Raw genomic sequence first — 26,805 nt, 5'->3', positions numbered from 1 at the left:
CGCCCCGGCGAGCGGGGCGCTGCGCTTGTCACCGCCGTGACCTGCCAGACTGGACCCGTGCGTGTTTACCTTGGATCAGATCATGCGGGCTACGAGCTCAAAGAACACCTCGTCTCCTGGCTGAGGGAGCAGGGCCACGACGTCGTCGACGCCGGGCCCGCCGCCTACGACGCCGCTGACGACTACCCGCCCTTCGTGCTGCGCGCGGCCGAGGGGGCCGCCTCCGACAAGGGCTCCCTGGGCGTCGTCATCGGCGGCTCCGGCAACGGCGAGCAGATCGCCGCGAACAAGGTCAGGGGCGTGCGCGCGGCCCTGGCCTGGAGCGAGGACACCGCCCGCCTGGCGCGTGAGCACAACGACGCGAACGTGCTCAGCCTCGGCGCCAGGATGCACTCCGCACAGGAGGCCACCCGGTTCGTGGAGGTCTTCCTGAGCACCCCGTACAGCGACGAGGAACGGCACACCCGCCGCATCGCGATGCTGACGGCCTACGAGGAGACCGGCGAGCTCCCCCCGCTCCCCTGAGCGGTGCACGCCCGGGACCTCCGCTTCGCTCCGGCCCGCCCGTCGCCCGCCGCCGACCGCCGGGGGCGCTCCGCGCCGGGGCGGGCCGCCGCCCTCGACGGACGCCACGCGCGGCACTTCCCTGTCCGGGCGCCCTTCGAGGACGCGCGCGGGTGCGTCCGTACGCGCTGAGCGACATCCGGCGCGGGCCGGGGACGAGAGTCCCTGGTCCGCGCCGCGGCACCGTGGGAACCTGGAAGCGGACCGCGCCGACGGGGCGCGGACCCGACCGGCGGCGGGGAGCCCGACCGCGCGGGAGCGTCCGAGAGGGATGAACACCCCGGCTTACGGAACGGTTTTCGGACGCCGGAACGATGCCCGAATCCACACGCTCGGTTATCGGCTGAACCCAAATCCTCGGTTTGGGTGGAGAACACTGCTGGTTGCACGTGCCACGGCGACACCCCCCGCGCTACAGTTCGTGCACAGTTGCGGGCCTCGCTGCCCGCGACGCGGCGGTGCCCTCCGGTCGGCACCTCCGACCACCACGGCCAGGGCGTGCCCCACACAGCCCCGTACGCCGGCCCCCGGCGGCGACGCGGCCCCCGCGCCCATCCCGACCGTGCCGTCCGAGAACCGAACCCCCGCTGGTGAGCGGGTGTGCAACACAGGGGACACATGAAGCCCACACCGACCGCCAAGACCACCCGGCTACTGCGCTCCACCGCGCAGCGGCTCGTCGCGGTGCTCCGGCGCAAGGTGCTGTTCCGTTACCGGCTCGTCCTGATCACCCTCGTCGCCCTGGCCGTCGGCATCGGCGTCGGCGCCGTGTGGGGTCCCACCGGCTGGTTCCCGCCCAGTTCCACCATCCTCACCGTCCTCGCGGGCGGCCTCCTCCTCAAGCGCAAGAGCCTGGCCTTCCTGCTGGCCGTGGTCGCCGCCGTCCTGGTCTTCGTGGCCTTCATGCTCGACTTCGGCCAGGTGGGCCCCGGCCTGCTGGTCACCATCGGCGTCACCGCGGTGCTGTCCTACCTGCTGTCGGGGGTGCGCGAGCGCCTCGGCGTCCAGGGGCTCAGCGGCGAGATGATGCTGCTGGACCTGCGCGACCGCCTGCGCCGCCAGGGCAGGCTGCCCCGGCTGCCCGAGGGCTGGGGGCGCACCGCCGTCCTGCGCCAGGCGGGCGGCTCGTCCTTCGGCGGCGACTTCGTCGTCTCCATCCGCAGGGAGAACCGGCTGGACGTGGCCGTCGTGGACGTCTCCGGCAAGGGCGTGGACGCCGGAACCCGTGCCCTGCTGCTCTCCGGCGCCTTCAGCGGACTGATCGGGGCCGTCCCCACCCGCGACTTCCTGGCCCACTGCAACGACTACCTCATGCGTAACAGCGGTGGCGAGGGCTTCGTCACCGCCGTGCACCTGAGCGTGGACCTGGACACCGGCGAGTACCAGATCTCCTCCGCCGGACACCCGCCCGCGCTGCACTACGACAGCGGCGGCGGGCTGTGGAGCACGACCGAGGCCAAGGGCGTGGTCCTCGGCGTCATCCCCGAGATGACCTACACCTCCGTCGAGGGCAGACTCCGGCCCGGCGACGCCATCATGCTCTGCACCGACGGCCTCATCGAGACCCCGGGCGAGGACCTCGACGCCGGGATCGACCGCCTCCTCGGCGCGGCCGAGCAGCTCGTCCCGCGCGGTTTCGCCACCGGGGCGGACGAGATCGTGGACACTCTCAGCAGGGACAAGAACGACGACTGCGCCCTGGTCGTCCTCTGGCGGGACTGACCCGTCGGGCGGTTTCTGGCGCGCTGGTGAGGCGTCCGGTGTGCTCTTAGACCGCTCCGACGGGTAGGGTCGGGGTGCTCCCCGTCCCGCGTACGGCGGTCAGACCGTACACGTCCCCGGATCACCGTGCCCGCCCTTTCCGCCCCCGGAAGACCCATCCGACGCACGGTTCACCACACCAGTGACAACGGGACCGGAGCGGGGCCGTGGAACCACCGGCCCACCGCTTTTCCCAGGATCCGGTGCCGCCCGCGGTGCTTCCCGCCGGGCGCAGAAGAATGCGAGGGGGTGCTTCGCATGTCAGAAGGCGAGCGCGCTGAAGAACTGATCGATCTGGTCGAGAACAACGACCTGACCGGTATCCGGCTCTGGTTGGCCGAACACAGGCCCTACGAGATCGCCGACGAACTCTCCCGCATGGACGGCAGCGAGGCGATCATCCCCTTCCGGCTCCTGGACAAGGACCGCGAGCTGGAGGTCTTCGAGGAGCTCGACCCCGGCCAGCAGCAGTCCATCCTGCTCGGGCTGCGCGACACGGCCTTCCACGAGATCCTCGAGGAGATGGACCCGGACGACCGGGCCCGTCTCATCGGTGAGGCGCCCGCCAAGATCGCCACCCGCGCCCTGGCCGGGCTCAGCCCCTCCGAACGCAGGATGACCGCCGCCCTGCTGGGCTACCCCGAGGACTCCGTCGGCCGGTACATGACCCCCGAGACGGTCATCCTGCACCGCGACCTCACGGTGGGCCGCGCCCTGGAGGTCGTGCGGGCGCGGGGGGCCGACGCCGAGACCATCTACACCCTGCCGGTGGTCAGCGACGGCCGCCGCATGGTCGGGACGGTGACGCTGGGCGACCTGGTGGTCAGCGACGACGAACGGCTGATCAAGGACATCGTGGACGTGTTCGCGCCGCGCGTGCGCGCCGCGGAGCCGGTCGAGGACGCCGCCCGCCTGATGCAGGAGGCCAACCTGGTCGCCCTGGCGGTGGTGGACTCCGAGGAGCGCTTCGTGGGTCTGCTGACCTTCGACGACGCCCTGGAGGTCATCGAGGCCGCCGACTCCGAGGACATGGCCCTCCAGTCCGGCGCGAGCCCGGTCGGCGAGCACTACGTCTCCGTCGGGGTGCTGCGCCTGGTCGGCGCGCGCTCGGTGTGGCTGATGCTGCTCATCGTGGCGGCCACGCTCACGGTCAACGTGATGCAGGCCTTCGAGTCGGCGCTGGAGGCGGTCACCGCCCTGGCCCTGTTCGTGCCGATGCTCATCGGCACGGGCGGCAACGTCGGAGCCCAGTCGGCCACCGCGATCGTGCGCGCCCTGGCCGTGGGCGAGGTCCGGGTGCGCGACCTGCCCTCGGTGATCTGGAAGGAGGCCCGGGTCGGCCTGCTGCTGGGACTTCTCCTGGCCGTGCTGGCCCTGGCCATCGGCTCTCTGCTCGTGGGCGTGGACGTCGCGGTGGTGGTGGCGTGCTCGGTGATCGCGGTGTGCACGTGGGCGGCGGTCATCGGCTCGTCCATGCCGCTGTTCGCCCGCAAGGTCGGCGTGGACCCGGCGGTGGTGTCCTCGCCGATGGTGACCACCATCGTGGACGCCACGGGCCTGCTCATCTACTTCTCCATCGCCACCGTGGTCCTGGGCCTGTGACCTGGTATCCGGCCCCGCCCCGGACGCCCCACCGGCATGAACGGGGCGGGAACCGGGTATCGCGACAGGGCAGGACGGATCGAGGGAGGATTACATGTCCGGTACCGGAGATGCGTTCAAACGGCTGAAGAAGGCCGTCGACGACAACGCCGAACACGCCCAGGGCCTGGTCGGCAAGGCCGCCAGAGCCGCCAAGAAGGCCACCGGCGGCGCCCACGACGACAGGATCGACAGGGGCGCCGGAGCCGCGACGGAGTACCTGCGCAAGCGCGCTCGGGACAACGAGCGGACCCGGCCGGACGGGGAGATCCGCCGGGACGGGGAGAACCCGAGGTAACGCGCCCGTCTTCGCGCGGGGAGGGCGGGGCGTCCACAATGGGGGATGCCCTCACCCGCCCCGCGCCGTTCCCCGGCCCCCTCCGGCCGTCCCGTCCCCCGCTGGCCGCTGCTGCTCGCCAGGGCCCGCATGCCGCTGATGTGGACGGCCACCCTCGCCCTCCTCGCCGGTTACCTCGGCCTCTCCTGGTGGGTGGGCGGTGTCCTGTTCGCCGTCGCGCTGGCCGTGTACCTGCGGCTGGGCACCGTGCGGTGCGAGCCCCGGGTGCTGGAACCGCCCGTGCGGGGCAGGTGGATGGCGCTCACCAGCCCCGTGGACAGCGTGCCGAGCCAGGGCAGCCACGCCTACGGGCAGACCCACGCGCTGGGCCTGGTCGCCGAACCCGGCGCGGGCGCCCGTCCCGACATCGGCTGGCGGCCGCTCAGCCGCCCGCCGGGCGACTTCCCGGCCTTCGGCCAGCCCGTCCACGCGCCCGCCGACGGGACGGTGGTGACCGCCCACGGGGGTCGGCGCGACCACCGCAGCCGCAACTCCTGGCCGTGGCTGTTCGGCTCGGTCGTGGAGAACACCTTGCGGGAGCTGCGCGGCCCGGCCGGGCCGCTCGGCAACCACCTGGTGATCGACGTGGGCGGCGCCTACGTACTCCTGGGCCACCTGGAGCGCGGATCGCTGGCGGTCCGCCGCGGCGACCGCGTCCGGGCGGGTCAGACGGTGGCCCGCTGCGGGAACTCCGGCGCCTGCACCGAGCCCCAGGTGCGGATGCAGCTCATGGACCGCCCGGGTCCGCTGTTCGCCGCCGGGCTGCCGTTCGTGTGGGCGCCGGGGTGGAACGGCCGGGACGGCGGCGTGGGACTGCCCGAGACCTGGCGTCCCGTGGTGGTCACCGGGCCCGGACACCAGGACGCGCCGGTGCCCGGGCCCGGGGGCGTACCCGCTGGTCAGGCGGTTCCGGCCAAGGATTAGGCTGATGAGGTAAGGCGAACCTAACGGTTCCTGGGGTTCGACGGGAGCGTGAAGGGAGAAGAGTGGACACGGCCCAAGGACGTCCCTGTCAGCTCACGGTGTGCCGGGGCTGCTGCTGCGGTACCAAGAAGAAGGTCCCCGGGGTGGACCACAAGGCGCAGCTCGCCCGCCTCAGGGCCATCGACGACCACTCCGGCCGCAGCGTTCCCGTCCGCACCAGCAAGTGCCTGGGTATCTGCTTCCAGGCCAACGTGGTGGTCGTCCAGCCGTCCTCGGCGGGGCGGGCCGCCGGAGGCCGCCCGGTGTGGCTGGGGGAGGTCACCGAGGACAAGCTGGTCGAGGCCGTCGACGACTGGATCTTCGAGGGCGGGCCCGGTATCGCCCCGCTGCCCGCCGTCCTGGCCGACCACGTGACCTCCAAGGACGCCAAGAAGCCGAAGAAGCGCAAGAAGCCCAAGCACTCCAAGGCGGCCAAGAAGGAGCGCAAGAAGGACGGCGGAAAGAAGAAGGACGAGAAGTCCAAGAAGGGCAAGAAGTCCAAGAAGGACGACAAGAAGGCCGAGAAAGCCAAGGACAAGAAGTCCAAGAAGGGCGGCGGGTCCGGCGGGGACTGACCCCGGGCCCCGGCAGCCCCGCGCCCCGGCGCCGGAGAGGCTCCCGGCGGGCGGCCGACCGGACGTGCCGGAAACCGTCCCACCGGGCCGGTCCCCGGCACGGGCGCTTACCGGCCCTGCGGCGCGAACTGGGTCCGGTACAGCGCGGTGTACAGCCCGCCCTGGTCCAGCAGCTCGTCGTGCGTGCCCCGCTCCAGGATCCGGCCGTCCTCCAGCACCAGGATCTGGTCCGCCTCGCGCACCGTCGCCAGCCGGTGCGCGATCACGAGCGAGGTCCTGCCCTCCAGCGCCACGGACAGCGCCTCCTGCACGGCAGCCTCGGACCCGGAGTCCAGGTGGGCCGTCGCCTCGTCCAGCACCACCACCGACGGCGCCTTCAGCAGCAGCCGCGCGATCGCCAGCCGCTGCTTCTCACCGCCCGAGAGCCGGTACCCCCGGTCGCCGACCATCGTGTCCAGCCCGTTGGGCAGTTGGTCCAGGAGGGCGCCCAGCCGCGCCATCCGCAGCACCTCCTCCAGCTCGGCGTCGGTCGCCTCCGGCCGTGCGTACCGCAGGTTCGCCCCAACGGTGTCGTGGAACAGCTGCGCGTCCTGGGTGACCACGCCGACCGCCTCGCGCAGCGAGTCGCCGGTCGCCTCGCGCAGGTCCAGCCCGCCGACTAGCACCCGGCCCTCGGTCGGGTCGTACAGGCGCGACACCAGGTGCGTCAGCGTCGTCTTGCCCGCTCCGGACGGCCCCACCAGGGCCACCATCGTCCCCGGCTCCGCCCGGAACGACACCCCGCTCAGCACCTGGGTGTCCTCGTCCACCGACGCCTGCGGCGTCAGCTCCAGCGACGCCACCGACGACTCCTTCGCCGCCGGATAGCGGAACGACACGTTGTCGAACTCCACGCCCAGACGCCCCCCGGGCAGGTCCCGGGCGTCGGGGCTCTCCTTGATGCCCGGCTCCAGGTCCAGCACCTCGAAGACCCGGTCGAAGGAGACCAGCGCGGTCATGATCTCCACGTGCACGTTGGACAGCGTCGTCACCGGCCCGTACAGGCGGGCGAGCAGGGTGGTCAGCGCCACCAGCGTGCCCACCTCGAAGGCCCCACCGATCGCCAGCACGCCGCCGACCCCGTAGACCATCGCCATGGCCAGCGCCGTGATCAGTCCCAGCATGCTGAACAGCAGCGAGCCGAACACCGCCTGGCGCACGCCCAGGTCGCGGACCCGGCCCGCGCGCCGGGCGAACCCCGACGACTCCTCCTCGGGGCGTCCGTACAGCTTGACCAGCATCGCCCCGCCGACGTTGAACCGCTCGGTCATCAGCGAGCTCATGTCCGCGTTGGTGTCCATCGCGTCGCGGGAGATGTGCGCCAGCCGCCGCCCGATCACCTTGGCGGGGACGACGAACAGCGGGACCAGGGCCAGCGCGATCAGCGTCACCTGCCACGACAGGGCGATCATCGTCACGATCACCGCGGTCGCGCTCACCAGGTTGGACACCACCGACTGCAGGACGGAGGTGATCGCCCGCTGCGCGCCCACCACGTCCGTGTTCAGACGGCTGATCAGCGATCCCGTCTGCGTACGGGTGAAGAAGGCCACCGGCATCCGCTGCACGTGGGTGAACACCTGCGTGCGCAGCTGGTAGATGACCCCCTCACCGATCCGGGAGGACAGCCACCTGCCGAGCAGCGTCAGCCCGCTCTCCAACACCGCCAGACCCGCCGCGGCGAGCGCCAGCCACACCACCAGCGCGGTGTTCCCGGGCAGGATGCCGCGGTCGATGATGGCCTTGAGCAGGAGCGGGTTGGCGACCACGATCCCGGCGCCGACCGTCGTCACCAGCAGGAAGCACAGGATCACCCGCCAGTGCGGGCGGGCGTAGGAGATGATGCGTCGGGTGATTCCGGGGGGCAGTGACTGCCCCTTCGCGCTCCCGTCGTTGACCAGGGCCCTGTAGGAGGGCCTGCCGGACATCATTGTCATGAACAGCCTCGTTCTGCTTGCCTATTCGCCACGCAAGCGTCAACACCGGTGCGTGTGCGCCGCTTCCCAGGTCGCGCGGGGACGGGGAAGGTCCCGTGCGCGTGACGGGGCGGGCGGGGCCGTCGGCCGTCGCGGCGGGCCGGGCGGGGGCGTGCGCGCCGGTGCTAGAGGGAGTGGGCGAGGCGTCCCAGGGCCGCGGTGGTGGACCGCCCGGGGGTGAAGGGCAGCTCCCAGGCCTGCGCGCCGAGGGCGTCGGCGCCGCGGATCTTGGCCTGGGTGTAGCGGTCCCCGGCGGTGTAGGCCAGGGCGGCGGGCGCCAGGGGGCGAAGCACCTCGGCGTAGGAGGCCCAGTCGGCGACCTCGGGCGGCCCCTCGATGACGAACGAGCCGGTGACGCAGGCCAGGGCGGCCACGGTCTCGGCGCGCTCCTCCGCGGGGTTCACGGGGCGTCCCGGGCCCTTCCAGGCGTGCACGCGAGCGTCGGACTCCACGCCCACCACCAGGGGCAGCCCCCGGTCGGCGATGGAGCGCAGGAAGCGGACGTGCCCGACGTGCAGGACGTCGAAGGCCCCGGTGACGACCGCCGGTCGCACCAGGGGGTCGGGACGCTCGAACCAGTGGGCGCTCAGCGCGGTGCCTGGTCCCCGCGTCGCTTCCGTGTCCGTCATTCCACCACCCGTTCGGCAGGCCTGAGGGCGCCCGGATCCGATCGCGCCCGCGGGCTCGCCCGAAAGGTCAACGTATCCGTTCGGGACGGGTATTCCTTCTCGGGGCACACCGGCCGAACACGGTTCGGTTTCGGACGGGGGAGCGGCCCGTGAATGTGAGCTACCTCACTGGAGAAGTCACCCGAAGAAATGCCGAAAACGTCCGAAACCACCCAGTAAGGAAGGGCAGGCGAGGAGGGCAAGAGGACGGAGTCGGCCCCCCGGGAGAAATGGCGAAGCGAGCCGGTGTCCTTGACACACGGCTCGTCCCGGGTGGAGCGGGGATTCGGGGGTCGTCCCCCGGGAGAAATGGCGAAGCGAGCTGGCACGTAAGTGCACAGCTCGCCCCGGGTGGAGCGGGGGTTCGGGGGTCGTCCCCCGGGAGAAATGGCGAAGCGAGCCGGTGTCCTTGACACACGGCTCGCCCCGAGCGGAGCGGGCGACGAGAATCGAACTCGCATGGCCAGCTTGGAAGGCTGGTGTTCTACCATTGAACTACGCCCGCGTGGCACCGGAGACTTCGAGCGTCCTCTAGACTCGTGGAGCCGACGGGGACAAGACTACAGTCTCCGGAGCCGTGGTCGCACACACCTTTCAGGAGTGCCATCCTTGGTTCGGCACACGGGGTGTAGCGCAGCTTGGTTAGCGCGCATGCTTTGGGAGCATGAGGCCGCGGGTTCGAATCCCGCCACCCCGACGAAACCACCGTGGCAGCGGCTCCGGCCGTGCGCCGTGGCCCCCTGTGTATCTGCCCTAGACTTGGTGCGATCAGCAGGAAACTGTAAGTCCCAGCCCGTCGCAGGGCACCCCAGCTGGATGCGGTCGTCAAGACCCCGGGGGTGCGCGCGTGCCTTTCGCCGTTGTGTGTGGTGCGCCTGCGGGCCGACGCGGACACCAGCCGGCAAACCTAGGAGTACCGCCCCGTGAAGACCGATGTCGAGGAGCTGAGCCCCACCCGGGTCAAGCTGACCATCGAGGTGCCCTTCGAGGAGCTCGATCACGCTTTCGACGTGACCTACAAGTCGCTCGCCAAGCAGGTCCGGATCAAGGGCTTCCGCCCCGGCAAGGCGCCGGCGCGGCTGATCGACCGTTACGTCGGCCGCGGCGCGGTGATCAGCGAAGCGGTCAACCACGCCGTTCCGGAGCTCTACAACGAAGCCATCCAGAAGGAGGAGCTCTTCGCGCTCGGCCAGCCCGACGTGGAGGTCACCAAGCTGGAGGACAACGACGAGCTCGCCTTCACGGCCGAGGTCGACGTCCGCCCCAAGTTCGAGGTCGAGAACTACAAGGGCATCGAGGTCACCGTCGACAGCGCCGAGGTGACCGACGAGCAGGTCGACGAGCAGATCGGCACCCTGCGCGAGCGCTTCTCCACCCTGGTGGGCGCGGACCGCCCCGTCGAGGACGGCGACCACCTGTCCATCGACCTCTCCGCCGCCGTCGACGGCGAGAAGCTCGAGGACGTCGCGGTCAGCGGCTACTCCTACGAGGTCGGCACCAACACCATGCTGGAGGGCCTCGACGAGACCCTGCGCGGCATGGAGGCCGGTGGCGAGGCCACCTTCTCCACCACCCTCGTCGGTGGTGAGCACGAGGGCCGGGAGGCGGACGTCACCGTCACCGTGCACAGCGTGAAGGTCAAGGAGCTGCCCGAGCTGGACGACGAGTTCGCCCAGCTGGCCTCGGAGTTCGACACCATCGACGAGCTGCGCGCGGACGTGCGCAACCGCATGGGCGAGGTCCGCCGCCTCCAGCAGCTCTCCGCCGCCCGCGACAAGGCCCTGGAGCAGCTGATCGACTCCGTCGACATCCCGCTGCCCGAGGCGGTCGTCGAGGAGGAGATCACCCGCCGCCGCCAGAGCCTGGAGCAGCAGCTCGCGCAGAGCGGCCTCACCAAGGAGGCCTACCTCGAGTCGCAGGAGAAGACCGAGGAGGAGTTCGACGAGGAGCTGACCACCGGCGCCCGCTCCGCGGTCAAGGCCGGGTTCATCCTCGACCAGCTGGCCATCCAGGAGGACCTGAGCGCCGACCAGGGCGAGCTCAGCCAGTACGTCTTCGAGCAGGCCCAGCGCATGGGCGTGAGCCCGGACCAGCTGGCCCAGCACCTGGTCGAGTCCAACCAGATCCGCGTCGCCTTCACCGAGGTCGTCCGCGGCAAGGCCATGGACCTGGTCCTGGCCGGTGCCCGGATCACCGACGAGGACGGCAACGTCGTCGAGCAGGAGACCGCCGAGGAGGAGGCCGCCAAGGCCGCCGCCGTCGCCGCGGGTGAGGCCCTGGAGGCCGTCGAGGACGACGCCGAGAGCGACGCCGCGGACGCGGCCGACGAGGCCAAGGCCGACGACACCAAGGCTGACGAGGCCAAGGGCGAGGAAGCCAAGTAGGCACCCGGTAACCCCGGGCTCCGCGCGTACGGGCCCCGTCCGACCCTCCGGGTCGGGCGGGGCCCGCGTCGTGTTCGCCTGTGGAAGAACGCCCTGTACGGAGGTCGTGCCACCCTGCGCTCAAAGCGAACAGGGGCGCGAACCGGACGAGCGCGGTGCCGCGCGGCGTTAGTGTCGCTGTATCGCAACCGTTTCGATTCCGGAGCAGGTGACGAGAGTGCCGTCGACCTTTGAAGAGTCCCCGCGTTTCGACGCCCGTACGTCGGAGACCCAGATTTCCCCTTTGCTTGAGCAGACGCCTCAGCGCCTGTTGCGCCAGCGAATCGTCTTCCTCGGCCAGCAGGTCGACGACGAGATCGCCAACCGCCTGGTGGGTGAGCTGCTGCTGCTGTCCGCGGAGGACCGCCAGCGCGACATCACCATGTACATCAACTCGCCCGGCGGTTCCGTGACCGCGGGCATGGCGATCTACGACGTCATGCAGTACATCCCCAACGACGTGCGCACCGTGGGTATCGGTATGGCCGCGTCCATGGGCCAGATGCTCCTGTGCGCCGGAGCGCCGGGCAAGCGCTACGCGCTGCCGCACACCCGCGTCATGATGCACCAGCCGTCGGGCGGCATCGGTGGCACCGCCTCCGACATCCGCATCCTGGCCGACCAGCTGCTCTACGTGAAGAAGATGTTCATCGAGAAGATCTCCGAGCACACGGGCCAGACGGTCGAGCAGATCGAGAAGGACGCCGACCGCGACCGCTGGTTCACGGCCCAGGAGTCCAAGGAGTACGGCTTCATCGACGAGGTCCTCGAAGGGACCCTCGACGTGACCCAGGGCCGAACCCAGAGTTGATCCGTCGGACCTCATCCCAGGAACGGCGCAGTGCGTGGAAGGCGTGAAATGACCGAGTTCAACCCCAGTCTCATCGGCGGCGCGGCCTCGATGGCCCCCCAGGGTCGCTACGTCCTGCCGTCCTACGTGGAGCGGACGTCCTACGGCGTCAAGGAGATGAATCCGTACAACAAGCTCTTCGAGGAGCGGATCATCTTCGTCGGCGTCCAGATCGACGACACGTCGGCCAACGACCTGATGGCCCAGCTCATCACCCTGGAGCAGCTCGACTCCGAGCGGGACATCCAGATGTACATCAACTCGCCGGGCGGCTCCTTCACCTCCCTCATGGCGATCTACGACACGATGCAGTTCGTCCGCCCCGACATCCAGACGGTGTGCATCGGCCAGGCCGCCTCGGCCGCCGCGATCCTGCTCGCGGGCGGGACGGCGGGCAAGCGCGGCGCGCTGCCCAACGCCCGCATCCTGATCCACCAGCCCGCGACCGAGGGCATGCACGGCCAGGCCAGCGACATCGAGATCCAGGCGAACGAGATCACCCGTATCCGTACGCAGCTGGAGACCACTCTGGCCCGCCACACCGGGCACTCCGTCGAGAAGGTCTCCAAGGACATCGAGCGGGACAAGATCCTGACCGCCGAGGAAGCCAAGGACTACGGCATCATCGACTTCGTGCTGCCCTACCGCAAGGCCTCCCTGAAGTCCTGAACGTAGGGTCGCGGCACAGCCGGACGGCCTGACCTGGCGCGCGGACGCGGCGCCGGGCAGGGCGTCCGGGAGAAGGCGAAGCGCAGGCCGGACCGGCCCATGACCCGCCTGGGGGAGCCCGGTGGTGAAGCCGGTCCGGTTTTTCGCTTAGTCTGACGGAGAGCGACACACAGATCGCCTCGTCCGTGACCACCGCTGTGGACGGTCACGGAAGATTTTCGACTTCCGGGCGGTTTCCCGCGCGAGCGGCACCGACGGGGCGGCCTTAGTTTTGAGGAGTGGCTGGGTGGCACGCATCGGCGACGGCGGGGACCTGTTGAAGTGCTCGTTCTGCGGCAAGAGCCAGAAGCAGGTGAAGAAGCTCATCGCCGGCCCCGGCGTGTACATCTGCGATGAGTGCATTGATCTGTGCAACGAGATCATCGAAGAGGAACTCGCCGACGCCACCGAGCTCACCTGGGACTCTCTGCCCAAGCCTCGGGAGATCTACGAGTTCCTGGACTCGTATGTGATCGGTCAGGAGCAGGCCAAGAAGGCGTTGTCGGTGGCGGTGTACAACCACTACAAGCGGGTGCGCTCGGAGGGGGATCGTCCGGGCGAGGAGGATGTGGAGATCGCCAAGTCCAACATCTTGCTGTTGGGGCCGACGGGGTCGGGCAAGACGTTGTTGGCGCAGACGTTGGCGCGGATTCTGAACGTGCCGTTCGCGATCGCGGACGCGACGGCGCTGACGGAGGCGGGGTATGTGGGCGAGGATGTGGAGAACATCCTGCTCAAGTTGATCCAGGCGGCTGACTATGACGTGAAGAAGGCCGAGACGGGGATCATCTACATCGACGAGGTCGACAAGGTCGCGCGTAAGAGTGAGAATCCCTCGATCACTCGGGATGTGTCGGGTGAGGGGGTGCAGCAGGCGTTGTTGAAGATCTTGGAGGGGACGACGGCGAGTGTGCCTCCGCAGGGTGGGCGGAAGCATCCGCATCAGGAGTTCATTCAGATCGATACGACGAATGTGTTGTTCATCTGTGGTGGTGCGTTCGCGGGGTTGGAGAAGTTGATCGAGTCGCGGACGGGTCAGCAGGGGATGGGGTTCAACGCGGTGTTGCGTCCCAAGGGTGAGCTGGGTGGTTCGGCGTTGTTCGGTGAGGTGATGCCGGAGGATCTGTTGAAGTTCGGGATGATTCCGGAGTTCGTGGGTCGGTTGCCGGTGATCACGAGTGTGCATGATCTGGATCGTGAGGCGTTGATCCGGATTTTGACGGAGCCGCGGAATGCGTTGGTGAAGCAGTATCAGCGGTTGTTCGAGTTGGATGGTGTGGAGTTGGAGTTCACGCCGGATGCTTTGAACGCGATTGCTGAGCAGGGGATTATTCGGGGTACGGGTGCGCGTGGGTTGCGGGCGATTATCGAGGAGGTGTTGTTGTCGGTGATGTATGAGGTGCCCAGTCGTGAGGATGTGGGTCAGGTGATCATTACGCGGGAGACCGTGATCGACAACGTCAACCCCACCATCGTCCCGCGTGCCCAGCTGCGCCGGGCCCGCCAGGAGAAGTCCGCCTAGCAGCGTCCTCCCGGACCCCGCGCGCCCGCGTCCTCCGCGCCCGCGACGGGTCCGGCGGCACCCTCCTGAGGCCCGCGTCCCGCTCTCCGGCGGCCCGCCCGCAGGACGGGGTCCAACACACGCGAGGGGGCGCCCCGACCAGGGGCGCCCCCTCGCGTGTGTCCGGGGGCGCGATCCGCCCCCGCGGGGACGGACGCGCGGGGGACCGCCCGGCCTACTCCAGCGCCTGCTCCATGCGCGCGATGTCGGCCTTCTGCTCGGCGATCACGTCGTTGGCCATGCGCATCACCGTCTGGTCCTTGCCCTCGGCCAGCACCTCCTCGGCCATGGTGACCGCGCCCTCGTGGTGGGCGGTCATCAGCTCCACGAAGAGGCGGTCGAACTCGTCGCCCTCGGCCGCCGCCAACTGCTCCAGCTCCTCCTCGGTGGCCATGCCCGGCATGTCGCCGTGGTCCACCTCCAGCTCGCAGGTGGGCACGTCGCCGCTCTCGTCGTGGTGGGTGCCGTCCCCCTCCAGCCCGCAGAAGTTCTGGTGCGCCGGGTTCTCCCTGGCCGGTCCGAAGACGTTCTCCTCCAGCCAGCTCTCCATGGCGGTGATCTCCGGGCCCTGGGCGTCGGCGATGCGGTCCGCGATGAGCTCGACGTCCTCGCGCTCGTGGCGCTCGGGCACCAGGTCGGTCATCTCCAGGGCCTGCGAGTGGTGCTCGATCATCATCACCAGGTAGGTGACGTCGGCCTCGTTGTGGCCCTGCTCCTCGGCGAGGGCGGCGATCTGATCGGCTGTGGCGGGGGAGGACGACTCCCCGGGCCCGCCGGGGGCGATGACGTTGGCCGACTCCTGCTCCTGCCCTTCCCCCTCACCCGTACAGGCTGAGGCTCCGAGCAGGGCGAGAGCGGTTCCGGCCGCGAGTACCAGGCGACGCACGAGGTGTCCTCCGATGGGGTGGGGTGCGGACGGGGCCGCCGCACCGGCGGGCACTGTGCCTTGGGGCAACGTCCTGCGGGCTTTCTTACTCACTCGACGGGTGTTCTGTCCAGTCCCGGGCCCGGGGCGGTGCCATCTCGTTCGACTTCGCGGTGTTGGACGCGGGAGCCGGGACGCCCGTCAACCCGGGGACTTCTGCATGCTTTTGGCCTTCTGAGGTGTTGTATGTCCGTTCTCGGCGTTTCGTCTGGTTATTACCAATGGAGAGGAGTAAAACCCATAGTAGCCAGTTGGATGCTTTGTGTATTTCCGGGGGGTGTGCGGTGGTGTCGGAGACGCGAAGGCACGCGAACGGACTGCGGTGGGGGACGCTCGGGACGGCGCCCCTCCTGGTCACCGCCCTCCTGGCCGTCCCCGGGGCGAGGGCCGACGGGGTGAGCACCGGCGGGGGCGTCGTGCACGTGGCCAACCTGCCCAGGCCGGAGGGGCTGGACGGCGCCGCGTCCTACAACTCCGACCTGGCCTTCAGCGGCGACTACGCCATCGGCGGCAACTACGACGGCTTCGTCGTCTACGACATCTCCGACCCGGAGAACCCGAGCCGGGTGTCCACGGTCGTGTGCCCCGGGAGCCAGGGCGACGTGTCGGTCAGCGGTGACCTGCTCTACCTCTCGGTGGACTACCCGCGTGCCAGCAGCGAGTGCGGCGCGGCCTCGGTGTCGGCCACCGACCCGGACGGTTTCGAGGGCATCCGGATCTTCGACATCTCCGACAAGGCCAACCCGCAGTACGTGTCGGCGGTGCGCACCGACTGCGGTTCGCACACCAACACCCTGGTGCCGGGCGAGGACGGCGAGCGCGACTACGTGTACGTCTCCTCGTACTCGCCCTCGGAGGACTTCCCCAACTGCCAGCCGCCGCACGACAGGATCTCCGTCGTCGAGGTGCCGCTGGCGGACCCTGCCTCGGCCCGGGTGGTCAGCGAGCCGGTGCTGCTGCCGGACGGCGGCCACGGGACCACCACCGGCTGCCACGACATCACCGCCTACCCCGAGCGGGACCTGGCCGCCGCGGCCTGCCTGGGGGACGGCCTGCTGCTCGACATCTCCGACCCGGTGAACCCGGTCGTCACCGAGGTGGTCCAGGACGAGAACTTCGCGTTCTGGCACTCGGCGACCTTCACCAACGACGCCCGCACCGTGGTCTTCACCGACGAACTCGGCGGCGGACACGCGGCCACCTGTGACGCCGGAACGGGGCCCGAGCGGGGGGCCAACGCGGTCTACTCGCTGGACCAGAACGGGGCGGAGCCGAAGCTCGAATTTCGGAGCTACTACAAACTGCCTCGTCATCAGACCGAAACTGAGAACTGTGTGGCGCACAATGGCTCGCTGATCCCGGTGCCCGGCCAGGACTACTTCGTGCAGTCCTGGTACCAGGGCGGCGTCTCGGTCATCGACCTCAACGACCCGACCGCCCCCGAGGAGATCGGCCACTTCGACCGCGGCCCCTGGAACCCCGACGCCCTGACGACGGCGGGCTCGTGGTCGGCCTACTACTACAACGGGTACGTCTACTCCTCCGACATCAGGCGCGGGCTCGACGTGCTCCGGCTCACCGACCCCCGCCTGGCGGGGGCCGAGCAGGTGCGGCTGGAGGAGTTCAACCCGCAGTCGCAGCCCTCCACGCCCTCCGGCTGAACCGTCGGCCGCGGCGCGCCGGAGCCCTCCGGTGCGCCGCGCGGCACCCGGGGTTAGGCGCCTTGTGTAGTCGAATCGGGCCAGCTGGACACCGTGTTAAGAACAAGGTTTCTTTTGTCTCCCCCTATACATATAGATGTTGAACTGTGTACCTTCTTCCTGTTTCGCTCCAATCAGAATCAGGAGTACACAGGATGGCGTCATCCCCCCCGACCCCCACCTCCCGGCGCGCCGGACGCGGACTGACCGGAGTCTCCCTCGCCGGAGCGGCGGTGCTCATGGTCGGACTCCTCGGCCCGGCCTCGGCCGCGGCGGACGACGAGTTCGCCAGTGACGCCGACACCAGTGCCAACATCACCCATGTGACCAACGTCCCGAAGACCGAGGCCATGAGTGACTTCAACTCCGACCTCGCCTTCAGCGGCGACTACGCCATCGGCGGCAACTACAACGGCTTCGTCATCTACGACATCTCCGAGCCGGAGGAGCCGCAGGTCGTCTCCGAGGTCCTGTGCCCGGGCGGCCAGGGCGACGTGTCGGTCAGCGGCGACCTGCTCTACTTCTCGGTGGACTACCCCCGGGCGGGCACCGAGTGCGGCGCCCCCTCGGTGCCGACCACCGACCCGGACGGTTTCGAGGGCATCCGGATCTTCGACATCTCCGACAAGGCCAACCCGCAGTACGTGTCGGCGGTGCGCACCGACTGCGGATCGCACACCAACACCCTGGTGCCGGGCAAGGACGGCGAGCACGAGTACGTGTACGTCTCCTCCTACTCGCCCTCGGACCGCTTCCCCAACTGCCAGCCGCCGCACGACAAGATCTCCGTCATCGAGATCCCCGTCGACGAACCGTCCGAGGCCAAGGTCATCGACACCCCGGTGCTCTTCCCCGACGGCGGCAACACCGGCACCGCGGGCTGCCACGACATCACCGTCTACGCCGAGCGCGACATCGCCGCGGGCGCCTGCATGGGCGACGGCGTGCTGATGGACATCTCCGACCCGGCCGCGCCGGTCGTCACCGAGGTGGTCCAGGACGACAACTTCGCGTTCTGGCACTCGGCGACCTTCACCAACAACGGCCAGACCGTGCTGTTCACCGACGAACTCGGCGGAGGCGGCGGCGCCACCTGTAACGAGGAGATCGGCTCCGAGCGCGGCGCCAACGCCGTCTACGCCATCGGCGGCGGCCAGGACTCCCCCGACCTGGAGTTCGAGGGCTACTACAAGCTGCCCCGCCACCAGGCCGACACCGAGAACTGCGTCGCGCACAACGGCTCGCTGATCCCCGTCCCCGGACGCGACTACTTCGTACAGTCCTGGTACCAGGGCGGCGTCTCGGTGATCGACTTCAACGACCCGGCCGACCCCCGGGAGATCGGCCACTTCGACCGCGGCCCGATCAGCGAGGACAACCTCGTCCTGGGCGGCTCCTGGTCGGCCTACTACTACAACGGCTACGTCTACTCCTCCGACATCACCCGCGGGCTCGACGTCCTGAAGCTGGAGGACCCCCGGTTCCGGGTGGCCGAGCAGGTGCGGATGGACGAGTTCAACCCCCAGTCCCAGCCCGAGTACCGGCCGGGCCGCGGCAACGGCCGCTGACCGCACGGGCGCCCCGGGCCCCGAGGGGAACCGGGGCGCCCTCCCCAACGCCGCCCGGCCCGTGGCCGGGTGACGAACGACCGGGCCGCGGCCGTGTACGCCGCGGCCCCGGCGCGTCCACCCCCACCCCCTAGTGCACACAGGAGAACCCATGCCCGCACCTCCCGCAGCACCACGGGCCAGGAAGGCGCTGCGGCGCACCGCGGCCCTCGCGTCCGCCGCGGCCGCGTCCCTGCTCCTCGGGCTCCTCGGCCCGGCCGCCGCCCAGGCGGACGAGGCGCCAGCCGAAGACATCCACAGCGACAACATCACCCACGTCGCCCACACGCCCAAGCCCTCGGCCGTGCGCAACGTCAACTCCGACCTGGCCTTCAGCGGCGACTACGCCATCGGCGGCAACTACGACGGCTTCGTCATCTACGACATCTCCGAGCCGGAGGAGCCACAGGTCGTCTCCGAGGTCCTGTGCCCGGGCGGCCAGGGCGACGTGTCGGTCAGCGGCGACCTGCTCTACTTCTCGGTGGACTACCCCCGGGCGGGCACCGAGTGCGGCGCCCCCTCCGTCCCGGTGACCGACCCGGACGGTTTCGAGGGCATCCGGATCTTCGACATCTCCGACAAGGCCAACCCGCAGTACGTGTCGGCGGTGCGCACCGACTGCGGTTCGCACACCAACACGCTGGTGCCGAGCAAGACCGGTGACAGCGACCTGATCTACGTGTCGTCGTACTCGCCCTCGGAGCGCTTCCCGAACTGCCAGCCCCCGCACGACAAGATCTCCGTCATCGAGGTGCCGCACGACGCGCCCGAGGAGGCCGCGGTCGTCAACGAGCCGGTCCTGTTCCCCGAGGGCGGCAACCACGAGCAGGACGGGCTGCTGCTGCCCACCCAGGGCTGCCACGACATCACCGTCTACGCCGAGCGCGACATCGCCGCGGGCGCCTGCATGGGCGACGGCGTGCTGATGGACATCTCCGACCCGGTGAACCCGGTCGTCACCGAGGTGGTCCAGGACGAGAACTTCGCCTTCTGGCACTCGGCGACCTTCACCAACGACGCCCGCACCGTGCTGTTCACCGACGAGCTCGGCGGTGGCGGCGCTCCGACCTGCACCGAGGAGGTCGGTCCCCAGCGCGGCGCCAACGCGATCTACGAGGTGGGCGGCGGCGACTCGCCGGAGCTGGAGTTCTCCAGCTACTTCAAGATCGACCGCCACCAGGGCGACCAGGTGTGCGTGGCGCACAACGGCTCGCTGATCCCGGTGCCCGGCCAGGACTACTTCGTGCAGTCGTGGTACCAGGGCGGCGTCTCGGTGATCGACTTCAACGACCCGGGCGCCCCGAGCGAGATCGGCTTCTTCGACGTGGACTCCCGCGTCGAGGAGGGCGTGCAGGACAACGACACCTGGTCGACGTACTACTACAACGGCTACGTGTACTCGTCCGACATCGAACGCGGCCTGGACGTGCTGCGGATCGACGACCCGCGCGTGCGCGCGGCCGAGCGGGTGCGGATGGAGGAGTTCAACCCGCAGAGCCAGGAGAGCTACCGGCCGGGACGGCGCTGACGGCGGGTAGGAGCTGACGGGCTTCCCGAGCCCGCGACCCGGGCGGGGGCGGTGCCGCGGCACCGCCCCCGTCTCCTGTGCCATGGCCCCGCGTACCGCCCCGAATGGAGGAGGGCATGCCGGGCGGAGGGGCCCGAAGGGAGTGCACACCGGGGCGGGGCGGGTCCGAAGGCATGCTGTGGCGGAGCGGGCCCCGGGGGAGGTACGCGCCGGGGCGGAGGCGGCCCCGAAGGGAGGGCATGCCGGGGCGGAGCGGATCCGGGGGAGTTCTCCACAGCTACGGGAGGGCGCTTCCGGGCCGGGGCCCGGCGGCGTAGGCTCGATTCCGGGGGAGCCGCGCCCCGGCGCCGGGGAACCCCGGCCCCCCCGTATCCGAGTGTCCCGCGCCGGCGCCCGGCGCCGCCAGAACCTCCTCCGTCCTGTGGACGACGTGGACGGTCGGGGGCGGTCGGGGACCACGCGGCCGCGCGGTCTCAGCCGAAGAGGCGGTCGGTGGGGGCGTCCACGGCCTCCAGGACCCGGCCGGTGAAGTAGACCGTGCCCAGGGCCAGTACGCGTCCGCCGAGCGCGCGCAGGGCCGCGGGGGACAGGTCCGCGGCGTCCATGCGGCCCCAGTGCCCCGGCAGGACGTGCTCGAAGCGCAGGTGGGCCTCGGGCAGGCGCACGGCGGTCACGGGCAGGTCGCCCAGGACCTCCACCGCCCCCGACACGTCCTTGTGGTCGGGCAGACACAGCAGCACGTGGTCCACCCCGCCCCACAGCCCCCGGGCGTGGGCCAGGGCAGCGGCGACCCCGTTGCGGTCGATGGCCGAGTCCACGACCACCTCGGCCTCCGGTACGGTACCGCCCCCCACCGGGTCGCCGCCGGACGTCCCTCCGACACGGCCGGACGCTCCTCCCGCCCCTGCGGGCACGGCGTGGCGGGACAGCCTCCCCGGCAGCCGGACGGTACCCAGCACGGCGTGCAGCCGCTCCCGGTCCAGGGGCGGGCGGCCCAGGTGGTCCAGCATCCGCGCGGCCGCCGCCGCCCCCAGCACCCCCGAGGCCGCGGACAGCCCCGGCGGGCGCAGCCCGGGCGGCGGCTCCACCCCCGGCATGTCCGGGTCGACCACCTCTGCCCGCACCCGGCCCCCGGTGGCCTCGGTCAGCGCGGCGTCGACCTCGGCGGCCACCTCCGCGGTCTGCGGCAGCCGCACCAGCGCGCGGGTCCGCTCCCCGGCCACCCGCGCCTTCTCCCGGGCGATCTGCGCCACGGTGTCGCCGAGGACCCCCAGGTGCTCGGCGAAGACCTTGCCCAGCGCGACGACCTCCGGGCCGACCAGGCGCAGCTCGTCGCGGTGGCCGCCCATCCCGGCCTCCAGCACGCACACGTCGGCGCCCACCTCGATGGCGCGCAGCAGCCCCGCCACGAGGAACAGCCCGCTCGGTGCCAGGTGGCCGCCGAACTCCTCCACCGTCGGCAGTTCCCGTCGGGCGGCGTCGATCCGGGCGCCCAACACGTCCAGTTCGGCGTCGGACACCGAGGTCCCGTCCACCCGTACGCGCTCGCGGTAGGAGCGGAAGCTCGGCCCGGTGACCAGCACCGTGCGCAGCCCGGCCGAGGACAGCGCCGCCGCGGCCGTCGTCGCCGTGCTCCCCTTTCCCTTGGACCCCACCACCCCCAGCACCGGGGGGCGGCGCGTGTCCAGCCCGAGCACGCGCATCAGCGCCGTGGCACGCTCCAGGCTTCCAGTGCGGTCGCGGGGGCGGTCGGGGCGGCGCTGCGCCCACTCGGTGAAGAAGGGGTCAAGTTCGAGCATGGCACCAGTATGGTCTGCGCGACACAGGCCGCCGCTTCCTTTACCCGGGGACCGTGCCCAGGTGGGGGCGCGTAGACTGGCGCGGGTGTACACCCCGAACACACGAGACACCGAGACACCGTGAGCGAAGCCAGCGCCGAGCGGCGCTACGCCGAGGTGACCGCGGAGATCCTCTCCCGAGCGCCCGAGTCCGACATCGATCCTCGACTGGACCGGGTCCGCACCCTGCTGGACCTCCTGGGCGACCCGCACCGCAACTTCCGGGCCATCCACGTCACCGGCACCAACGGCAAGACCTCCACCGCCCGCATGATCGACGCGCTCATGCGCGGGCGGGGCCTGCGCGTGGGCCGCTACACCAGCCCGCACCTGCGCACCGTGCGCGAACGCATCGTCATCGACGGGGAGCCCATATCCCAGGAGCGGTTCGTCGAGGCCTACGACGACATCCGCCCCTACATCGAGATGGCCGACTCGATGAACGACGCGCCGCTGTCGTTCTTCGAGATCCTCACGGTGATGGCCTACGCCGTCTTCGCCGACGCCCCCGTGGACGTGGCCGTCGTCGAGGTCGGCATGGGCGGCCGGTGGGACGCCACCAACGTCATCGACGGCGACGTCGCCGTGGTGACCCCCATCGGGATCGACCACACCGAGTACCTGCCCGACACGGTGGAGGGCATCGCCGAGGAGAAGGCGGGCATCATCAAGCCCGACTCCGTGGCGGTCCTGGCCCAGCAGCCGCTGCCCGCCGCCGAGGCCCTGGTCCGCAACGCCGCGGAGATCGGGGCCCGGGTGGCCAGGGAGGGGCTGGAGTTCGGCGTCACCTCCCGCGAGATCGCCGTCGGCGGCCAGCAGATCGCCCTCAAGGGCCTCACCGGCAGCTACGAGAACCTGTTCCTGCCCCTGTTCGGGGCGCACCAGGCCGGGAACGCCGCCGTGGCCGTGGCCGCGGTCGAGGCGTTCGCCTCCTCCGGCGACGACGCCGGGGGCCTGGACCCCGCGATCGTCGCCGAGGCCCTCGCGGGAGTGGACTCCCCGGGCCGCATGGAGGTCGTGCGCACCAGCCCGACCATCATCGCCGACGCGGCGCACAACCCGGCCGGAATGACCGCCACCGCGGCGGCCGTGGAGGAGGCCTTCACCTTCTCCCGGCTGGTCGGAGTGGTCGCGATCATGGCCGACAAGGACGTCGAGGGGATTCTCGAACCCCTCGAACCACTGCTCGACGAGATCGTCGTCACCCGTAACTCCTCCCCGCGTTCCCTCGACCCGGAGCGGCTGTCCAACGTCGCCCAGCACGTCTTCGGTGAGGACCGCGTGCACGTGGAGCCCCGACTCGACGACGCCATCGACCGGGCCGTGGGCCTGGCCGAGGAAGGCGGGGAGTTCGGCGGCACCGGTGTACTGGTCACCGGATCGGTCGTCACCGCGGGTGACGCCGTCCACCTGTTGCGCGGTGTGCAGGAGTGACGGGCCAGGTCTACTACGAAGGGAACCCGCCGTGCGTGTAGTCTGCGCCGTCATCCTGGTGTTCGAGGTCATCGTGATCGGCCTCTTCATTCCCGTCGCCATCTCCCTGGAGGGGATGGACCCGGCCCTGGCCGGGAGCCTGTGGGGAGGGATGGCCGTCGCCGCCCTCGTGCTCTCCGGGCTCCAGAAGCACCGCTGGGCCCACTACGCGGCCTGGGCGCTGCAGGCCGCCTTCCTGTTCACCTCCTTCCTGGTCTCCGGGGCGGTGCTGATCGCCGTGGTGTTCGTCTCCCTGTGGGTGACCGGCGTCATCATGGGCCGCCGCACCGACGAGATGAAGGCCGCCCACCTGGCCCGCGCCGAGGCGGAGGCCGCCGGGCGGGGCGAGGACGCCGCGGCCTCCGCGCCCACGCGCCAAACGCGATAGTGTGACGCAGGTCCGGGCGGGCGGCCCGGGGAGAACCCTCCTCCTGCGGCCCCCGCACCTGTGACCCATCACCCGATTCCTCCGCGTGCGGCCGCTGCCGTGGGCGGGTGCCCACGTGCGCCACGCGGAGCCCCAGTGAGGAGTTGACACGCACGTGGAGCGCACTCTCGTTCTCATCAAGCCGGACGGCGTCCGCCGCAACATCGTCGGCGAGGTCATCTCGCGCATCGAGCGCAAGGGCCTGAAGCTGGTCGCCATGGAGCTGCGCACGCTCGACGCCGAGACCGCCAAGACGCACTACGAGGAGCACGCCGAGCGCCCGTTCTTCGGCTCGCTCGTCGAGTTCATCACCGGTGGCCCGCTCGTGGCCATGGTGGTCGAGGGCGAGCGCGCGGTGGAGGCGTTCCGCGCCCTGGCCGGCGCCACCGACCCGGTGACCGCCACCCCCGGCACCATCCGCGGCGACTTCGCGCTGGAGGTGCAGCAGAACATCGTGCACGGCTCGGACTCCACCTACTCCGCCGAGCGCGAGATCAAGCTCTTCTTCCCCGACCTGTAGGGGGAGACGGCACGGCCGCGGGTCCCTCGGCATGTGGGATCCGCGGCCACGGGCGACTTCGGTCGGTTCGTCCGCCGACGGGGCAACAATTCGGTGTGTTTGCGTAACGGACTAAGTGCTGACCGTTACGATACGGGGGACTCAACACCTATCGTGCCGGAACGACTACGTATGGTCGCCCCGGGCAACCACGTCCGACACGGCGCCTCTGAGGACGTTACATGCCGAACAACCTTGCTTTTCTCGGCCGGGACATGGCCGTCGACCTGGGTACCGCCAACACGCTCGTGTACGTGCGAGGACGCGGCATCGTTCTGAACGAGCCGTCGGTGGTCGCGCTCAACACCTCAACGGGCCGGATCGTCGCTGTCGGCATCGAGGCCAAGCAGATGATCGGCCGTACACCGACCAACATCACGGCCATCCGTCCCCTGAAGGACGGGGTCATCGCCGACTTCGAGATCACCGAGCGCATGCTGCGCTACTTCATCCAGAAGATCCACCGTCGGCGCCACTTCGCCAAGCCGCGCCTGATCGTGGCGGTGCCCAGCGGCATCACCTCGGTCGAGCACCGCGCGGTCAAGGAGGCGGGCTACCAGGCCGGCGCGCGCAGGGTCTACATCATCGAGGAGCCCATGGCCGCCGCCATCGGCGCCGGGCTCCCCGTCCACGAGCCCACCGGGAACATGGTCGTGGACATCGGCGGCGGCACCACCGAGGTCGCCGTGATCTCGATGGGCGGCATCGTCACCTCCCAGTCCATCCGCGTGGGCGGCGACGAACTCGACCAGGCCATCGCGACCTTCGTCAAGAAGGAGTTCTCGCTGATGATCGGGGAGCGCACGGCCGAGGAGCTGAAGATGGCCATCGGCTCCGCCTACCCGACCGGCTCGGAGGAGATCCGCGCCGAGGTGCGCGGGCGCGACCTCGTCAGCGGGTTGCCCAAGACCATCGTCCTGTCCGAGAGCGACGTCCGCCAGGCGATCGAGGAGCCGGTCACCGCCATCGTCGACGCGGTCCGCACCAGCCTGGACAAGTGCCCCCCGGAGCTGTCGGGCGACATCATGGACCGCGGCATCGCCGTCACCGGCGGCGGAGCGCTGCTCCGCGGGATCGACGAGAGGCTCCTGCACGAGACCGGGATGCCCATCCACGTCGCCGACAACGCGCTGGACTCCGTCGCCGTCGGCTCGGGCACCTGCGTCGAGAACTACGAACGGCTCCACCAGGTACTCGTCCCCGAACGGCGGAGGTGACCCATGTTCCGCGACTCGCGCAGATCCCGTGTGCTCCTCGCCGTACTCGTGGCCGTGGCGGTGGCCCTGCTCGTCCTGGACGCCCGTCCCGGCGCCAACCCCGTCACCTCCGTGGCCCGCACGGGCGGCGAACTCGTCTTCGCGCCCGCCGCCGCGGGCGTCACCTGGGCGACCGGGCCCGTGACCGGCCTCTACGAGGGACTGGTCAGCGGCCCCGAGTCCGAGCGCGTCGCCGAGCTGGAGCAGGCCAACGCCGAGCTGGAGGACGACCTGCGGGCCGCCCGCATCGACAAGGCGCGCGCCGAGCAGCTCGACGCGATGCTGGGGCTGGCCGGTCTGGGCGGCTACGAGATCGTCCCCGCCCAGTCCGTCACCCACGTCACCGCGCGCGGCTACGCCGACACGGTCACCATCGACGCCGGCACCGACTCCGGCGTGCGCCCGGACATGACCGTGGTCAACGGCTCCGGCCTGGTGGGCAAGGTGATCGAGGCCGGTCCGAGCACCGCCACCGTCATGCTCGCCACCGACGTCAACTCCGCCGTCGGCGCCCGCCTGGAGGCCACGCGCAAGATCGGTGTGGTCCGGGGCGGCACCGTCCCCGGCGGCCCCGACGCCGAACTGACCCTGGAGCTGTTCGACCTCCAGGCGCCGGTCGAGGCCGGGGACCGGCTGGTCACGCTCGGCTCGCACGAGGGCGCGCCCTTCGTGCCCGGCGTGCCGGTCGGCACCGTCGAGGAGGTGCAGGTGGCGCCCGGCGCGCTCAGCCGCCTCGCCCGTATCGCCCCGGCCGTGGACTTCTCGTCCCTGGACGTGGTGGGCGTCGTGGTCGGGGGTCCCGAGGAGGACCCGCGCGACTCCGTGCTCCCGCCCCGACCCGACAAGGGGGAACGCTCATGAGGAACGCAGCGACCCTGGTCCTGGTGGCCGTCGCCGTCCTCGCCCAGGCCATCGTGGTCAACCGGCTCCCGTTCGAGTGGGGGGCCGGGCCCGACCTCGTGGCCGCGGCGATCGTCGCGGTCGCCCTGACCACCAGCCCCGCCGCCGCAGCGGCGTGCGGTTTCGCCGCCGGACTGGCCATGGACGTCCTGCCGCCCGCCGAGCACGCGCTGGGCCGCTACGCCCTGGTGCTGTGCGTGGCCGCCTACCTGCTGGCCCTGCTGCACAGGAACACCGGCTCCGCCGGGGCCCTGGGCGGCAGGCCCTCGGTGTGGGCCCTGATGGCCGCCACCGCCGTCACCGCCGTGGGAGTGGGCCTGGGCTACGCGCTGGTCGGCGTGCTCATGGGCGACCCGCGGGTGTCGCTGGCCGCCGTGGCCGTCAACACCCTCGTCGGCGCCGCCCTGACCACCCTGGTCTCGCCGCTGGTCACGCTTCCGCTGCTGTGGGCGCGGGGGGCGTTCTCCGACAGCGAGCTCGCCGGAGTCCGGGGCCCGGTGTCCCCGGGGGGGTGGTGAACATGCAC

General features: G+C 70.7%; 23 protein-coding genes and 2 tRNA genes. 20 read left to right on the top strand and 5 right to left on the bottom strand.

What is annotated here, in order from left to right; all coding sequences use genetic code 11:
* Positions 1 to 57 precede the first annotated feature (57 nt).
* From ACSTA4_RS22180 to ACSTA4_RS22155, 6 genes are all read left to right on the top strand, one after another.
* Positions 58 to 525, top strand: coding sequence for a ribose-5-phosphate isomerase (locus tag ACSTA4_RS22180; protein ID WP_444960860.1), 468 nt, complete (start codon positions 58 to 60; stop codon positions 523 to 525).
* A 657-nt stretch (positions 526 to 1,182) separates the two neighbouring features.
* Positions 1,183 to 2,286, top strand: a complete 1,104-nt coding sequence (locus tag ACSTA4_RS22175) for a PP2C family protein-serine/threonine phosphatase (RefSeq protein ID WP_444960859.1) — start codon at positions 1,183 to 1,185, stop codon at positions 2,284 to 2,286.
* A 297-nt stretch (positions 2,287 to 2,583) separates the two neighbouring features.
* On the top strand, positions 2,584 to 3,927 hold the full coding sequence (mgtE, locus tag ACSTA4_RS22170; RefSeq protein WP_274974308.1) for a magnesium transporter: 1,344 nt from the start codon (positions 2,584 to 2,586) through the stop codon (positions 3,925 to 3,927).
* A gap of 94 nt (positions 3,928 to 4,021) precedes the next feature.
* Positions 4,022 to 4,264: an Rv0909 family putative TA system antitoxin gene (locus ACSTA4_RS22165; protein WP_444960858.1), complete on the top strand. Its 243-nt coding sequence runs from the start codon at positions 4,022 to 4,024 to the stop codon at positions 4,262 to 4,264.
* Positions 4,265 to 4,309: 45 nt separating this feature from the next.
* On the top strand, positions 4,310 to 5,227 hold the full coding sequence (locus ACSTA4_RS22160) for a M23 family metallopeptidase (RefSeq protein ID WP_444960857.1): 918 nt from the start codon (positions 4,310 to 4,312) through the stop codon (positions 5,225 to 5,227).
* Positions 5,228 to 5,370: 143 nt separating this feature from the next.
* Positions 5,371 to 5,841 (top strand): (2Fe-2S) ferredoxin domain-containing protein, encoded by a 471-nt coding sequence (locus ACSTA4_RS22155; RefSeq protein ID WP_444960856.1) that lies wholly within the window; start codon positions 5,371 to 5,373, stop codon positions 5,839 to 5,841.
* Positions 5,842 to 5,948: 107 nt separating this feature from the next.
* On the opposite strand, the gene ACSTA4_RS22150 is transcribed toward ACSTA4_RS22155, so the two are convergent.
* From ACSTA4_RS22150 to ACSTA4_RS22140, 3 genes are all read right to left on the bottom strand, one after another.
* Positions 5,949 to 7,811 (bottom strand): ABC transporter ATP-binding protein, encoded by a 1,863-nt coding sequence (locus ACSTA4_RS22150; RefSeq protein ID WP_444964242.1) that lies wholly within the window; start codon positions 7,809 to 7,811, stop codon positions 5,949 to 5,951.
* Positions 7,812 to 7,981: 170 nt separating this feature from the next.
* Positions 7,982 to 8,485, bottom strand: coding sequence for an adenylyltransferase/cytidyltransferase family protein (locus tag ACSTA4_RS22145; RefSeq protein ID WP_212643229.1), 504 nt, complete (start codon positions 8,483 to 8,485; stop codon positions 7,982 to 7,984).
* 473 nt (positions 8,486 to 8,958) lie between these two features.
* Positions 8,959 to 9,029, bottom strand: a tRNA-Gly gene (locus ACSTA4_RS22140).
* A 117-nt stretch (positions 9,030 to 9,146) separates the two neighbouring features.
* On the opposite strand from ACSTA4_RS22140, the gene ACSTA4_RS22135 reads away from it, so the two are divergent.
* From ACSTA4_RS22135 to clpX, 5 genes are all read left to right on the top strand, one after another.
* A tRNA-Pro gene (locus ACSTA4_RS22135) sits at positions 9,147 to 9,221 on the top strand.
* A 226-nt stretch (positions 9,222 to 9,447) separates the two neighbouring features.
* Positions 9,448 to 10,908 carry a trigger factor gene (gene tig, locus ACSTA4_RS22130; protein ID WP_444960855.1) on the top strand — a complete coding sequence of 487 codons (1,461 nt, stop codon included), beginning with the start codon at positions 9,448 to 9,450 and terminating at the stop codon, positions 10,906 to 10,908.
* A 217-nt stretch (positions 10,909 to 11,125) separates the two neighbouring features.
* Positions 11,126 to 11,758, top strand: a complete 633-nt coding sequence (locus ACSTA4_RS22125) for a ClpP family protease (protein ID WP_082768643.1) — start codon at positions 11,126 to 11,128, stop codon at positions 11,756 to 11,758.
* Positions 11,759 to 11,806: 48 nt separating this feature from the next.
* Positions 11,807 to 12,466 (top strand): ATP-dependent Clp protease proteolytic subunit, encoded by a 660-nt coding sequence (locus ACSTA4_RS22120; protein ID WP_047872141.1) that lies wholly within the window; start codon positions 11,807 to 11,809, stop codon positions 12,464 to 12,466.
* A 286-nt stretch (positions 12,467 to 12,752) separates the two neighbouring features.
* On the top strand, positions 12,753 to 14,027 hold the full coding sequence (clpX, locus tag ACSTA4_RS22115) for an ATP-dependent Clp protease ATP-binding subunit ClpX (protein WP_013154409.1): 1,275 nt from the start codon (positions 12,753 to 12,755) through the stop codon (positions 14,025 to 14,027).
* A gap of 214 nt (positions 14,028 to 14,241) precedes the next feature.
* Here clpX and ACSTA4_RS22110 read toward each other — a convergent pair whose 3' ends face one another.
* Positions 14,242 to 14,952 carry a DUF305 domain-containing protein gene (locus ACSTA4_RS22110; protein WP_444960854.1) on the bottom strand — a complete coding sequence of 237 codons (711 nt, stop codon included), beginning with the start codon at positions 14,950 to 14,952 and terminating at the stop codon, positions 14,242 to 14,244.
* 323 nt (positions 14,953 to 15,275) lie between these two features.
* Here ACSTA4_RS22110 and ACSTA4_RS22105 point away from each other — a divergent pair, with 323 nt between their 5' ends.
* From ACSTA4_RS22105 to ACSTA4_RS22095, 3 genes are all read left to right on the top strand, one after another.
* Positions 15,276 to 16,652, top strand: a complete 1,377-nt coding sequence (locus ACSTA4_RS22105) for an LVIVD repeat-containing protein (RefSeq protein WP_444960853.1) — start codon at positions 15,276 to 15,278, stop codon at positions 16,650 to 16,652.
* Between the two features lie 194 nt (positions 16,653 to 16,846).
* Positions 16,847 to 18,259, top strand: coding sequence for a hypothetical protein (locus ACSTA4_RS22100; RefSeq protein ID WP_444960852.1), 1,413 nt, complete (start codon positions 16,847 to 16,849; stop codon positions 18,257 to 18,259).
* A gap of 151 nt (positions 18,260 to 18,410) precedes the next feature.
* On the top strand, positions 18,411 to 19,826 hold the full coding sequence (locus tag ACSTA4_RS22095) for an LVIVD repeat-containing protein (RefSeq protein ID WP_444960851.1): 1,416 nt from the start codon (positions 18,411 to 18,413) through the stop codon (positions 19,824 to 19,826).
* 473 nt (positions 19,827 to 20,299) lie between these two features.
* On the opposite strand, the gene ACSTA4_RS22090 is transcribed toward ACSTA4_RS22095, so the two are convergent.
* A complete protein-coding gene (locus ACSTA4_RS22090; protein ID WP_444960850.1) occupies positions 20,300 to 21,625 on the bottom strand; it encodes a hypothetical protein in 1,326 nt (441 codons plus the stop codon).
* 120 nt (positions 21,626 to 21,745) lie between these two features.
* Here ACSTA4_RS22090 and ACSTA4_RS22085 point away from each other — a divergent pair, with 120 nt between their 5' ends.
* From ACSTA4_RS22085 to mreD, 6 genes are all read left to right on the top strand, one after another.
* On the top strand, positions 21,746 to 23,098 hold the full coding sequence (locus ACSTA4_RS22085; protein WP_444960849.1) for a bifunctional folylpolyglutamate synthase/dihydrofolate synthase: 1,353 nt from the start codon (positions 21,746 to 21,748) through the stop codon (positions 23,096 to 23,098).
* A gap of 31 nt (positions 23,099 to 23,129) precedes the next feature.
* Entirely contained in the window at positions 23,130 to 23,525 is a 396-nt protein-coding gene (locus tag ACSTA4_RS22080) for a DUF4233 domain-containing protein (RefSeq protein WP_444960848.1), read from the top strand.
* A 154-nt stretch (positions 23,526 to 23,679) separates the two neighbouring features.
* Positions 23,680 to 24,084: a nucleoside-diphosphate kinase gene (gene ndk / locus ACSTA4_RS22075; RefSeq protein ID WP_013154401.1), complete on the top strand. Its 405-nt coding sequence runs from the start codon at positions 23,680 to 23,682 to the stop codon at positions 24,082 to 24,084.
* 221 nt (positions 24,085 to 24,305) lie between these two features.
* The gene (locus ACSTA4_RS22070; protein WP_013154400.1) at positions 24,306 to 25,340 is read left to right on the top strand and encodes a rod shape-determining protein; all 1,035 of its coding nucleotides are present in this window, start codon (positions 24,306 to 24,308) and stop codon (positions 25,338 to 25,340) included.
* A 3-nt stretch (positions 25,341 to 25,343) separates the two neighbouring features.
* Positions 25,344 to 26,240: a rod shape-determining protein MreC gene (gene mreC, locus ACSTA4_RS22065; RefSeq protein WP_444960847.1), complete on the top strand. Its 897-nt coding sequence runs from the start codon at positions 25,344 to 25,346 to the stop codon at positions 26,238 to 26,240.
* A complete protein-coding gene (gene mreD / locus ACSTA4_RS22060) occupies positions 26,237 to 26,797 on the top strand; it encodes a rod shape-determining protein MreD (protein WP_444960846.1) in 561 nt (186 codons plus the stop codon). Before mreC ends, mreD begins: the two co-directional genes overlap by 4 nt.
* Positions 26,798 to 26,805: the final 8 nt, after the last annotated feature.

It is taken from the genome of Nocardiopsis sp. M1B1, from assembly GCF_052466615.1.
This window is presented reverse-complemented; position numbering and strand designations above follow the sequence as displayed.

Excerpts from the sequence above, each read along its gene's own strand:
- mgtE (WP_274974308.1), top strand. The coding sequence starts at position 2,584 with ATGTCAGAAGGCGAGCGCGCTGAAGAACTGATCGATCTGGTCGAGAAC.
- ACSTA4_RS22100 (WP_444960852.1), top strand. The coding sequence starts at position 16,847 with ATGGCGTCATCCCCCCCGACCCCCACCTCCCGGCGCGCCGGACGCGGA.
- ACSTA4_RS22175 (WP_444960859.1), top strand. The coding sequence starts at position 1,183 with ATGAAGCCCACACCGACCGCCAAGACCACCCGGCTACTGCGCTCCACC.
- ACSTA4_RS22165 (WP_444960858.1), top strand. The coding sequence starts at position 4,022 with ATGTCCGGTACCGGAGATGCGTTCAAACGGCTGAAGAAGGCCGTCGAC.
- mreC (WP_444960847.1), top strand. The coding sequence starts at position 25,344 with ATGTTCCGCGACTCGCGCAGATCCCGTGTGCTCCTCGCCGTACTCGTG.
- ACSTA4_RS22145 (WP_212643229.1), bottom strand. The coding sequence starts at position 8,485 with ATGACGGACACGGAAGCGACGCGGGGACCAGGCACCGCGCTGAGCGCC.
- ACSTA4_RS22150 (WP_444964242.1), bottom strand. The coding sequence starts at position 7,811 with ATGATGTCCGGCAGGCCCTCCTACAGGGCCCTGGTCAACGACGGGAGC.
- ACSTA4_RS22095 (WP_444960851.1), top strand. The coding sequence starts at position 18,411 with ATGCCCGCACCTCCCGCAGCACCACGGGCCAGGAAGGCGCTGCGGCGC.
- ACSTA4_RS22160 (WP_444960857.1), top strand. The coding sequence starts at position 4,310 with ATGCCCTCACCCGCCCCGCGCCGTTCCCCGGCCCCCTCCGGCCGTCCC.
- mreD (WP_444960846.1), top strand. The coding sequence starts at position 26,237 with ATGAGGAACGCAGCGACCCTGGTCCTGGTGGCCGTCGCCGTCCTCGCC.
- ACSTA4_RS22090 (WP_444960850.1), bottom strand. The coding sequence starts at position 21,625 with ATGCTCGAACTTGACCCCTTCTTCACCGAGTGGGCGCAGCGCCGCCCC.
- ACSTA4_RS22070 (WP_013154400.1), top strand. The coding sequence starts at position 24,306 with ATGCCGAACAACCTTGCTTTTCTCGGCCGGGACATGGCCGTCGACCTG.
- ACSTA4_RS22120 (WP_047872141.1), top strand. The coding sequence starts at position 11,807 with ATGACCGAGTTCAACCCCAGTCTCATCGGCGGCGCGGCCTCGATGGCC.